Genomic DNA, 10,987 nt, shown 5'->3' with positions numbered 1-10,987 from the left:
TTCTAATACTATCTTGGTCTTTTCTTCGGCACTGAAATTCCGAAACTGTTTCTTAGTCATTCTTACCTCTTAAGTTATTTGGTCTATTCTAACTTATTACCAAGCAAACCTAACTATTTTTTTGTTCAGTTTTTTCAGGCCATTATATACTTCAGATAATAATTCATTACTCTTAGATTTTGTAGGGTTCATTATAGGAGGGGCTGCATTAATAACTTTAATAGGTTATATTTATAAGCGATATAATGAAAATTCTAAGCACTCTCAAGATAATTCTAATAGTTGGGATACTACTTTTTTACTAGAGAAAGAGAATAAGGACACTAGCTTATTAGGAGGACATCAAGAGACATCAAAGGTTCTGAGTGATGGTGCAGAATAACATGAAAATAAAGAATGGTGGGTGATAGTGGACTCGAACCACCGACCTTTACGATGTCAACGTAATGCTCTAACCAACTGAGCTAATCACCCGTAATAACTTTTGAATTTTATATTTATTGCATAATGTACTAGATTTCAAGCTTTATTTACACTATTTATAATATTTTATTATTTAATCTATAATTTTATGGTGAATTTAAAAACTAAAGCCTTTGATGTTTCTCAAAATTTTACTATTTCTCTTGATGGTCCTGCTGCTTCAGGTAAAGGGACTATCGGTTTAATACTGGCTGAGAAATTTTCTCTTAAATATTTTCAGTCAAGTATTGTTTATAGGCAGCTTGCTTTTGACTGTATTAGTCAAAAAATAAATGTCACAAATATAGATGCAGTCATTGCTTTATCTAAAGAATTAAAACTCGATAATAATCTTGACTTAGAGAACGAGAATATAGGAGATATAGCATCGCAAATTGCTATAATAGGTGAGGTTAGAAATAATCTAAATAAATATCTGATTAATCTAGTAAAAACAACGCCAAGAATTATTATGGAGGGTAGGGATATAGGTACTGTTGTTGCACCTGATGCCGATTTAAAGATTTTTATAACTGCAAATCCTTATGTTAGGGCTGAAAGACGATATAAGCAGTTGCAAGCAAAAGGAAAAGCATGTATACTCGATGAGATTTTACAGCAAATAATTTTGCGAGATAAAAGAGATAAAGAGCGAAAAGTTGCACCGTTATTACCGGCTTCAGATGCTTTAATTATCGATACTTCAGAGCTTTCGGCTATGGAAGTCGTAGAAGAAGTAATAAATTACATTAAAGAATAAAATAACTTGAAATAAGTGCTAGGTTATTTTATTCAATTTTATGGCGTTGTTGCATGGCTAGTATGTCATTCCCGCGTAGGCGGGAATCCAGTAATAAAAAAGTACAAATATTTTGAATTTTTAGAACTAAAAGCTCGATTTATCTCGCTTTACACTGGATTCCCGCCTACGCGGGAATGACAAGAACGCTTTTTTTTGACCATGCAATGGCATCCAATTTTATTAACCCTTTAAAAAACCTTATTAGCCTAAGCACTTTAGCTAATATTACGAGAAAAATATGTCAATAAAACTAAAACAACGATTTGTTCCACAACTTGCAGCAATTAATCACGAATTTGAAGAAGATTTTTCTAAAATGCTTGAAACCGTTGATACAAGCCATATAAAAGAAAAAACGGTAGTTAAAGGTCAAGTAATCGAAATAAAAAACGATATGATTATTGTTGACGTTGGATTAAAAAACGAAGGTAGAATACCTAAGTCTGAATTTTTATCTTTACCTGAAGTTGGGGACGTAGTTGAAGTTTTCATCGAGAAAATTGAGGGACGTAACGGTAGAACGATATTAAGCCGTGAAAAAGCAATTAAAGAAGAATTATGGGGACAACTGGAGATCATGTGTTCCAAGGGCGAATTTGTCGACGGTACGATTTTCGGTCGTGTGAAAGGAGGCTTTACCGTAGATTTATCGGGCGTAGTAGCATTCTTACCTGGAAGTCAAGTTGATGTCAGACCTATTAAAGATCCTACTTCTATAATGAATATCAAGCAACCGTTTAAAATTTTAAGCATGGATAAAAAGCTTGGTAATATAGTAGTTTCTAGAAGAGCTATCTTAGAAGAATCACGTTCCGAAGCTAGAGACGAGATGCTATCCAAAATTAAAGAAGGAATGGTGTTAGAAGGAACAGTAAAAAATATTACTGATTACGGTGCGTTTATCGATCTTGGAAGCGTTGATGGTTTATTACATTTAACCGATATTTCTTGGGGTAGAGTTAACCATCCTTCAGAAGTGCTAGAATTTAACCAAAAGGTTAAAGTAATGGTTATTAAGTTTGATGAAAAAACCAAAAGAATATCACTTGGTATAAAACAACTTGATTCTAACCCATGGGAAAAAATTAAAGAAGAATTCCCCGTCGGTAAAAAAATGATCGGGAAAGTTACAAATTTTGCTGATTACGGCGTATTTATAGAATTAAAAGACGGACTTGAGGGGCTTGTTCATTCAAGTGAAATCAGTTGGTTAAAATCTAATCAGAATCCTAGAAAAACGCTAACTATCGGTCAAGAAATAGAATTCGTAGTTTTAGAGGTTGATACTGAAAAGCATCGTGTTTCTTTAAGTATTAAACAATGCCAAGAAAATCCTTTGATAAAGTTCGCCGAAAATAATCCTGTCGGCACTATAATTAAAGCACCAATTAGAAATATTACGGATTTTGGTATTTTTGTTGCACTCGGTAATAATATGGACGGTATGATTCATGAAGGTGATATTAGCTGGGAAGATAAGGGAACAGAACTTCTAAAATCGTATAAAAAAGGTGACGAAATAGAATGCAAAGTTTTAGCCATTAATATTGAAAAAGAACAAGTCAGTTTAGGTATAAAACAATTATCCCCAAATCCATATCAAGAAATCAGTGACGAATATAAAAAAGGCGCAATAGTTAAAGCCCTTATAACAGAAGTTAAAGATGATGGACTCGAAGTACTATTAAACAATAAAGTAGCAGGTTTTATTAAAAGAACTGAACTATCGGATGAAAAAGACGAACAGAAACCTGAAATGTTTAAAGTAGACGAAGAAATAGAAGCTAAAGTTGCTTCTATTGAGAAATCAACCGGTAGAATTTTATTATCGGTAAAAGCTCATAAAATAGCAGAACGTCAAAAAGCTCTCAAAGAATACGGGTCTAGTGAGAATACTACCAATATGGGAGATATACTTGCGAATGCTTTAGAAGATAAGAAGTAGAAGTTTTATTACAGGCTTACTTGCATGGGTCGACCTTCTGATTGTCATCCCGCGACTTGATCGCGGGATCCAGTTAAAAATACTAATAATTTTAGTATTTTTTATTGTTTTTTAGATACCGTGGTCAAGCCACGGTATGACATCTTAATTAATCAAATTTCAGGAGAAAATATTAATGTCGTACGTACCGATAGTAATCGAACAAACATCACGCGGTGAGCGTGCTTATGATATATATTCAAGATTGTTAAAAGAGCGTATAATCTTTGTATGTAGTACTGTTGAAGACCACATGGCAAACTTAATCGTTGCACAATTATTGTTTCTTGAAGCAGAAAGTCCCGAAAAAGATATATATATGTATATCAATTCCCCTGGAGGAGTTGTAACCGCAGGTCTTGCAATTTATGATACAATGCAATATATAAAGCCTAAAGTGGCTACATTATGTATAGGTCAAGCTTGTTCTATGGGGGCATTTTTACTTTGCGGAGGTGAAAAAGGAATGCGTTATAGTTTACCTAATAGCCGTATTATGATCCATCAACCGTCAGGAGGTTACCAAGGACAGGCTACTGATATAGAAATTCATGCTCAAGAAACCATGAAAATCAAAAGGTTAATTAACGGGTTATATAGTAAGCATACCGGTCAAGATATAAAATATGTGGAAAAAAGTATGGAACGCGATAATTTCATGTCACCGGAAGAAGCAAAAAAATTTGGATTAGTAGATAATATAATTTCTTCTAGAGATGCTATGACACTGTTAACAAAATAAAGGATTGGTATTGCTAACTAAATATAGATTCGTCATTGCGAAGCCACGAAGTGACTGTGGCAATCCAGAAAAATAATAAAAAGTGCTAACCTTAACATTTTCTTACTGGATTGCTTCGTCAAAATTTTTAATTTTTCCGTAGCTCAGACGTTAATTTCTAATTAATCTATACTTAGTTAACAATGCTTAAAGAATTTTACAAAAAATCTTATAGATTTAATTTGATTATTATAGTATAAGAAAATTAATTTGTTATAGTCAATTCAGTAGGATTTGCATACAAGGAACGAGAAGTGAAGCCTATAACTAATAGGAGAGCGACGAGTAACGATGTAGGCGAGTCCAAATCAATTGACTATATCGGGGTCATAGCTCAGTTGGTAGAGTGCTTGAATGGCATTCAAGAGGTCGAGGGTTCGATTCCCTCTGGCTCCACCAATCAAAAATTTTCGATAAATTTATAAATACAGCTAAATTCACAGAGCTTTCTACAAGGTAAACTTAGCTAGTTATTAATATCTTTCCAAACACGCCAAACATCTTCACGCTTAATCCACTAAGTTAATTAAGGGGCTATAAAATGAATAAAGTAATTATACAATTATCAGAAATTAAATTAGTTGGTATTACAGCTCGTACCTCAAACACAGCAGAAATGAACGCTGATATTGCAAAAATAGGAGCAACAATGCACCGATTTTTTGCAGACAAATTACAAGACAAAATCCTAAATAGAAAAACTCCAGAAAAAGTTTTTGCAGTTTATACAAATTATGAGAGTGATGCTACCGGGGAATATACTTATTTTCTTGGAGTAGAAGTTACTTCTTTTGAGAATATAGATAAAGAGTTTTCAACTCTTACTATTCCAATGCAAACTTATGCAAAATTTACATCCACTCCTGATCGAATGCCTAAAGTCGTTATTGATATGTGGCAAAAAATATGGAAGATGGATACAGCAATGTTAGAAGGAGAAAGAGCTTACGTAGCTGACTTTGAAATATATGACGAAAGAAGTAGTGATTCAAATAATGCTGTAATTGATATTTATATTGGTATACTCGATGACCCCCCAAAATTGGCTGAGTCGTCTTTGTAAGTCCTCAGGTGCTGAACGTTTATTATACGCTCCGCTCCTCGGCTTACAGACCGATTACTCTTTTCCAAGTTGATTTTCGTATACTGACTCTTTATTTCACAAGAGTATATTAAAAATAATTAACCTAGTCTATATACTTTATCGGCAAGCTTTAAAAATAACTCATTTTCTATTCCATCCTCAAGATTCCAACAGATAGCAAGCATAAGCTGGACAAAATACCAGCTTCTAACCTCTTGTAATTTAAAATCAAAATAATTTGTTACAAATTCGGTATCTTTCTCTATATCCATAATAAATGCCCATACTTCATTTATAGGATATCCAATTACTCCTTTAGGGTCAATTACTAACCATTGCTTGCCATTTTGTAGTATATTCTCATGATGTAAATCACCATGAAGTAAAATTTGAGGTTCAGAATTTTGAAGAAGCTCATCTCTCAATTTTCTTGCCTTTTGTAAATAAGTTTTAGGCAAATCCCATTCTTTATCTAAAGCTTTTAGCTGATCCTTGATATTAGGGAATTGATGAATTTTTGGTATAGATGCTCTATGAAGCTTGCTCATAACAGAGCAAGCTATAGCAATTTTATTATCTAATGAATAGGATTTTAAAGAAATACCAGGTACTGCTCTCTCAAGTAATAAAGCATTATCTTTTTGTACTAAAATAGTTGCAGCACCAAAACCTGCAAAAGCTTTTAAAGCTTCCGCTTCACTTACTAAGTCTTTAGCAGCAAAACTTAGTTTCAGTATAATAGGTTTATTATTTTGATACCCTGATAGAACATAATTGAAAGACAAATTATCTATAGGTCTAAGGTTAGACAAATTCCATTCTTTAGCTAATTCTGCTACAATTTCAGGTAACTTTTCAAGCCAAATTTCTCCTTGCTCTTTATATATACTAATTATATTGTTTTTGAATCTATCCATACTATAGATTATATATATGAATATCCATTTTGAAAAAGCTAATTTAACTCATAAAGAAATTATTTTTAGCTGGCTTGAGGAACTGCATATAAAAGAGTTTTGGGATAATAGCAAAGAGCATAAAGAGGATATCTTAAACTTTATTACCGGTAAAAAACAGCATTATTTTTATGGAACAACTAATTACTGGGTTGGCTTTATAAATAGTGAACCGGTTTGTTTTCTCTTATCGGATATTCTTCAAAAGGAACAGGATTTATCAGAGATTCAAAGAAAATATTTATCTAAATCAGGTCATACGATAACTCTTGATTTCGGCATAGGTAATAAAAACTTCTTAGGCTGTGGAAGGGCAGTTAATTGAAAAAATTAAACCCAAAGCTAATAAATATCGCTTTAGAATGGTATAATGCTGCTATATGAACATAAGCTTTACCCCGCTTTCTACTTCTCATTTTTTATTTCTTTTAAAATGGTTAGGAATGTCGCATATGAAGCTTATTAATAAACTTGACAAGATATTAGTACGAATTGTACAATATAGTTATAATTAACAATATAGGTATATATGTCTAATATTACTACTTCAATTGCTAGGGAGCATTTTTCAGAAATAATAAATCGTAGTAGTTATGGAAAAGAAAGAATAGTTTTAAGCCGTAGAGGTAAAGACTTAGCCGCAGTAGTGCCTATAGAAGATTTGAAGCTAATAGAAATGATTGAAAATAAATTAGATTTACGAGAAGCTAAAGAAGCTATTAAAGAAGCAAAGCTAAAAGGTACTATTTCTTTAGAAGAATTTAAAAAAGAAATATTATAAATATGCAAGCTGAATATAGAATTGAGCTTGCCCCCAATGCTCAAAGGCAACTCAAAAAATTACCTAAACAATTACAGCTCACTATAATCCAAAAACTCGAAGATTTAAAAACCATACCTTTACCTGTAGGGATAAAAAAGCTATCCGGTATAGATAATTTATACCGTTTAAGAATAGGAAATTATCGAATAATTTATCAAGTAGAACATAAAATATTATTAATTTTAGTACTAAAAATAGGCGATCGCAAAGAAGTTTACGATAACTTAAAATCCTTAACCATTAATTCCCTTAATAAACTTTAATATGAACATAAGTTTTACTCCACTTTCTACTTCTCATTTTTTGCTTCTTTTAAAATGGTTAGAAACGCCGCATGTGAAGCTATGGTGGGATGAGGATATAAAATGGAGTTTAGAATTGATCGAACAAAAATACTCAAGTTATATCAGAGGGTATAAGCTAGAAAATAATGAGCTTAAAAATATACAAGCTTATATTATAGAAGCAGACCGTACTCCTATAGGATACATCCAAATTTATAATGCTTACGATTTTGAGCACTCAAGCCCATTAATCAATTTACCTTCAAAGTTAGCAGCAATTGATTTCTTTTTAGGTGAGCCTGAATATTTAAATAAAGGGGTAGGGCTACTTACTCTAAGAACTTTTTTAGAAAATTTTATAGATAAGCAATATACTCATGTTTTAGTTGATCCAGACAGAAAAAATATCGCTGCTATTAAAACTTATGAAAAAGCAGGATTTAAAATAATTCAAGAGACTAACGACGTGCTAATGCTTAAAGAATTAAAGCAATAATTCTAACTTTGACAATATATCTTATAATTTGTATATTTCTTAAAGCCTAATTTTTCAGCAAGCGAAGTTGCCATCGGTGAAGTTTGAATTATTGCCTTATCTATTCCCATTTCTTTTAATATTTTAAACCTAGCCTTATATAAATCACTTGCAATACCACGATTTCTATATTCCGGCATCGTTGAGCCGTTATAAAAACCTGCTATGCCGTTTGCAAAAATTATAGAGGCGGTTGCAACAATCTTATTTTCTTCATATGCTGCAAGCGGAATAAATGTTTTATTATCTCCAATAAATTTTGATAATTTATCAAAATAAAGATTATAAACATCATCACTAAATCCAAATGACTTCATTAATACTTGAATCCATTTTTTATACTCTTCTATTTCAGTAATAATTTTAATATTTTTATTATCTATAGTTTGCTCATGATAATCTTTAAGCTCATAAACCATTCCGGGTATATTACCAAAATCAGTATATTTACCGTTTTGGAAACGCTCAAACATTTCAGAAGATAGATTCTTTTCGTCAACCCACCAAGCAAACGGTAAATGCTTAAGTTTAAATACTCCTTCCATTTTATCCATTTGAGCTGTATTTACTTTATCAGGCAATACAATCATATTCCATAAAGGATGATTACACCCTGTATGTATTAAATAATAATTTACCTTATCTATTTGCAGTTCTTGCAATCCAAAATATCCAAATGCTCCTATCAAACTTTGATTTATTAACTCAGCATTATTACTCATAAATTTATCTAAGTGTATTAATTATATACTAAAAGTTATAATAAGAATTAGAAAATAGTAAAGAAATATATTTTGCAAAGCTAGAAATATTGTTATAGATTATCCATAAAGCAGAATTAGTAAGAAAATGCCAAAAAGCCAAAATTTAGACATAGAAAGAAAGCAAGACCATATTGAAATTAATCTTACAAAAAACGTTGAATCTACACTTAAAAGCGGTTTTGAATCTATTCAATTTATTCACAACGCATTACCGGAAATTAACTACGATAGCATAGATACCACTACTACTTTCCTTGGAAAATCTTTGCAAGCACCTATCCTAATTTCTAGTATGACCGGAGGTACGACTAGAGCTAGAGATATTAACTATCGACTTGCACAAGCCGCCCAAAAAGCCGGTATTGCTATGGGGCTTGGCTCTATGCGGATTCTGCTAACAAAGCCGGATACGATTAAAACATTTGCCGTAAGACATATAGCTCCCGATATCCCATTACTCGCCAATATCGGGGCAGTGCAGCTTAATTACGGAGTAACGCCAAAAGAATGTCAGTATTTAGTTGATATTACCAAAGCCGATGCCTTAATTTTACACCTGAATGTATTGCAGGAGCTGACTCAGCCGGAAGGTAATAGAAACTGGGAAAATCTTTTACCTAAGATAAGAGAGGTGGTTAATTACCTCTCTGTCCCGGTAATCGTTAAAGAAGTAGGATATGGTTTATCTAAAAAAGTTGCTGAGAGTCTTATAAGGACAGGGGTTAAGGTTCTTGATATTGCAGGGAGCGGTGGAACATCGTGGAGTAAAGTAGAAGCTTATCGTGCTACAAATTCATTACAAAATCGTATAGCTAGTAGCTTTATTAACTGGGGCATTCCGACTTTAGATTCTCTAAAAATGGTGAGAGAAGTTTCGGGAAGTATTCCAATTATTGCTAGTGGCGGGTTAAAATCAGGAATTGACGGTGCAAAAGCAATTCGTATGGGAGCTAATATTTTTGGACTTGCCGGTCAATTTTTAAAAGCGGCTGATGCATCAGAAAGCTTGCTTTCCGAAGAGATACAATTAATAATCGAGCAGCTTAAAATTACCATGCTATGCACCGGCTCACGTACTTTAAAGGATTTAACAGAAGCAGAGATAAGGGTAGGGTAGTTTATTCATAATATATCGGTATCAAATTCGAAAATAACTCTTTCAGCTTTATAATCACTCATTTGAACAAGTTTAACTTCTTCAAGATAATTACCTTTAGTAAATTCGTTAATGGCTTTTCGCCAAAATATTAATGCCGGTTTATTTTCAGGAATAACTGAAATCTCCCAAAGTCCTTGGTGCATTTGCCAAATTTGCTGTGCTACTTGATACCCTACACCTTTACCTTGAAATCTAGCTATAATAAAAAATTCCCCTATATTCCAATCGATTTTATCATGCGTTCCAACTTTATTAAGCAATACAAAACCTGCTATTTCCTCATTTACTTTAACTAAGTAAGCTTTTCTATCTGATTCGATAAAATATTTTTTAAAATCATTAGCTTCATATAAACCATCTTGTGGCAATGTCCAACCATATTCATCTGAGGTAAAGCCACAATAACGTGATATATCATATATATAAAACCGTGCCATGTTTTGGATTGGAGGATAATCGGTAAGTGCAGCGGGGATTAACGTAATATTATTTTCAATCATCTTTTTATAAAACCGTTACTTGTCACATACATCATTCCGTCAACGGTATGATCACCTAAATAATATTCAATAGGTGGATATCCAATACTCCAATCACTAGCATCAAGCGTAATAGGGACAAGAATTTTTTTGAAAGAAATTTTAGAAAAATCTTCGACTTCTACAGGTGAAAAAGGAGAATTGAACTCCTGAATACTATAGTTATCTCCTTGAACTACTCCGCAACTTTGACATGTGGACATAAAATATCGTGCATTTACTGTAGCAGAGTAATTTATAGCATAATTATTAGTATATTTTAATATTTCTGAATAAGCAGACGAAGAAATACCTTGTATATAGGAAATAATTGAAACATAATCCATACAAGCAAATACCAGTTCTTCTTCTATTTCACTTTCTTCATCATTTAATACTTCAAAATCTTCAGGCAATACAATAGCATTAATTTTAGTATTTTTACCGCACTTAAAACATTGACATTTTGTTTGTGCTAAGTAAAAATATGGGGCTTTTAAGTTAAATAATGATGTGAGAGGTAACCATCTTGCAAAAAAATCTATATTTACACCGCTAGGTACAAACCAACTCTTCTTTGCCGAGTCCCATTTAGCTCCCAAGCGTTTTGCTTGGTCTTTTTCATGATAAGGAACATTTAAATATGTTTTTTGATTATAAGTTAGAATTTTACTTTTTTTAAATAATCCTGTACAACATTTTATAAATATTTTACCTAAAAAAGTTAAAAACTTTATAAGCAAAAAGCAGAACTTAGCCAAGAGTTCTATTATAGTCATCATAATATATATTTTAATAATTTCAGTATTTTACGTTGTATACTATTCTTAAAATA

14 protein-coding genes and 2 tRNA genes are annotated in these 10,987 nt (G+C 32.2%); 11 read left to right on the top strand and 5 right to left on the bottom strand.

The features are described from left to right. Positions 1-121: 121 nt before the first annotated feature. Positions 122-382 carry a hypothetical protein gene (locus AC1Z7D_RS04005; RefSeq protein ID WP_482602185.1) on the top strand — a complete coding sequence of 87 codons (261 nt, stop codon included), beginning with the start codon at positions 122-124 and terminating at the stop codon, positions 380-382. A 15-nt stretch (positions 383-397) separates the two neighbouring features. On the opposite strand, the gene AC1Z7D_RS04000 is transcribed toward AC1Z7D_RS04005, so the two are convergent. Then, positions 398-474 (bottom strand) — tRNA-Val (locus AC1Z7D_RS04000). A 97-nt stretch (positions 475-571) separates the two neighbouring features. Here AC1Z7D_RS04000 and cmk point away from each other — a divergent pair. From cmk to AC1Z7D_RS03975, 5 genes are all read left to right on the top strand, one after another. Beyond that, the gene (gene cmk, locus AC1Z7D_RS03995) at positions 572-1,222 is read left to right on the top strand and encodes a (d)CMP kinase (RefSeq protein ID WP_482602183.1); all 651 of its coding nucleotides are present in this window, start codon (positions 572-574) and stop codon (positions 1,220-1,222) included. Positions 1,223-1,502: 280 nt separating this feature from the next. Next, positions 1,503-3,209 (top strand): 30S ribosomal protein S1, encoded by a 1,707-nt coding sequence (locus tag AC1Z7D_RS03990; RefSeq protein ID WP_482602181.1) that lies wholly within the window; start codon positions 1,503-1,505, stop codon positions 3,207-3,209. Positions 3,210-3,384: 175 nt separating this feature from the next. Beyond that, entirely contained in the window at positions 3,385-3,990 is a 606-nt protein-coding gene (gene clpP, locus AC1Z7D_RS03985) for an ATP-dependent Clp endopeptidase proteolytic subunit ClpP (RefSeq protein ID WP_482602179.1), read from the top strand. 362 nt (positions 3,991-4,352) lie between these two features. Next, positions 4,353-4,428, top strand: a tRNA-Ala gene (locus tag AC1Z7D_RS03980). 142 nt (positions 4,429-4,570) lie between these two features. Continuing rightward, entirely contained in the window at positions 4,571-5,092 is a 522-nt protein-coding gene (locus AC1Z7D_RS03975; protein WP_482602177.1) for a GyrI-like domain-containing protein, read from the top strand. Between the two features lie 119 nt (positions 5,093-5,211). Here AC1Z7D_RS03975 and AC1Z7D_RS03970 read toward each other — a convergent pair whose 3' ends face one another. Beyond that, the gene (locus AC1Z7D_RS03970; RefSeq protein WP_482602175.1) at positions 5,212-6,030 is read right to left on the bottom strand and encodes an aminoglycoside phosphotransferase family protein; all 819 of its coding nucleotides are present in this window, start codon (positions 6,028-6,030) and stop codon (positions 5,212-5,214) included. A gap of 16 nt (positions 6,031-6,046) precedes the next feature. Between AC1Z7D_RS03970 and AC1Z7D_RS03965 the strand changes: the two genes are divergently transcribed. The 4 genes from AC1Z7D_RS03965 to AC1Z7D_RS03950 all read left to right on the top strand — a co-directional run bounded on the left by AC1Z7D_RS03965 (position 6,047) and on the right by AC1Z7D_RS03950 (position 7,672). Beyond that, a complete protein-coding gene (locus AC1Z7D_RS03965) occupies positions 6,047-6,394 on the top strand; it encodes a hypothetical protein (RefSeq protein ID WP_482602173.1) in 348 nt (115 codons plus the stop codon). 204 nt (positions 6,395-6,598) lie between these two features. Further along, the gene (locus tag AC1Z7D_RS03960; protein ID WP_482602171.1) at positions 6,599-6,850 is read left to right on the top strand and encodes a type II toxin-antitoxin system Phd/YefM family antitoxin; all 252 of its coding nucleotides are present in this window, start codon (positions 6,599-6,601) and stop codon (positions 6,848-6,850) included. A gap of 2 nt (positions 6,851-6,852) precedes the next feature. Further along, positions 6,853-7,155, top strand: a complete 303-nt coding sequence (locus AC1Z7D_RS03955) for a type II toxin-antitoxin system RelE family toxin (protein ID WP_482602169.1) — start codon at positions 6,853-6,855, stop codon at positions 7,153-7,155. A 1-nt stretch (position 7,156) separates the two neighbouring features. Further along, positions 7,157-7,672, top strand: a complete 516-nt coding sequence (locus AC1Z7D_RS03950; protein ID WP_482602167.1) for a GNAT family N-acetyltransferase — start codon at positions 7,157-7,159, stop codon at positions 7,670-7,672. A gap of 2 nt (positions 7,673-7,674) precedes the next feature. On the opposite strand, the gene AC1Z7D_RS03945 is transcribed toward AC1Z7D_RS03950, so the two are convergent. Beyond that, positions 7,675-8,433 carry a GNAT family N-acetyltransferase gene (locus AC1Z7D_RS03945; RefSeq protein WP_482602165.1) on the bottom strand — a complete coding sequence of 253 codons (759 nt, stop codon included), beginning with the start codon at positions 8,431-8,433 and terminating at the stop codon, positions 7,675-7,677. A gap of 127 nt (positions 8,434-8,560) precedes the next feature. Between AC1Z7D_RS03945 and fni the strand changes: the two genes are divergently transcribed. Beyond that, a complete protein-coding gene (gene fni / locus AC1Z7D_RS03940) occupies positions 8,561-9,592 on the top strand; it encodes a type 2 isopentenyl-diphosphate Delta-isomerase (RefSeq protein ID WP_482602163.1) in 1,032 nt (343 codons plus the stop codon). Positions 9,593-9,597: 5 nt separating this feature from the next. On the opposite strand, the gene AC1Z7D_RS03935 is transcribed toward fni, so the two are convergent. After that, positions 9,598-10,134, bottom strand: coding sequence for a GNAT family N-acetyltransferase (locus tag AC1Z7D_RS03935; RefSeq protein ID WP_482602161.1), 537 nt, complete (start codon positions 10,132-10,134; stop codon positions 9,598-9,600). Further along, on the bottom strand, positions 10,131-10,934 hold the full coding sequence (locus AC1Z7D_RS03930; protein WP_482602159.1) for a DUF5710 domain-containing protein: 804 nt from the start codon (positions 10,932-10,934) through the stop codon (positions 10,131-10,133). Before AC1Z7D_RS03930 ends, AC1Z7D_RS03935 begins: the two co-directional genes overlap by 4 nt. Positions 10,935-10,987: the final 53 nt, after the last annotated feature.

Source organism: Rickettsia sp. (assembly GCF_965035265.1).
This window is presented reverse-complemented; position numbering and strand designations above follow the sequence as displayed.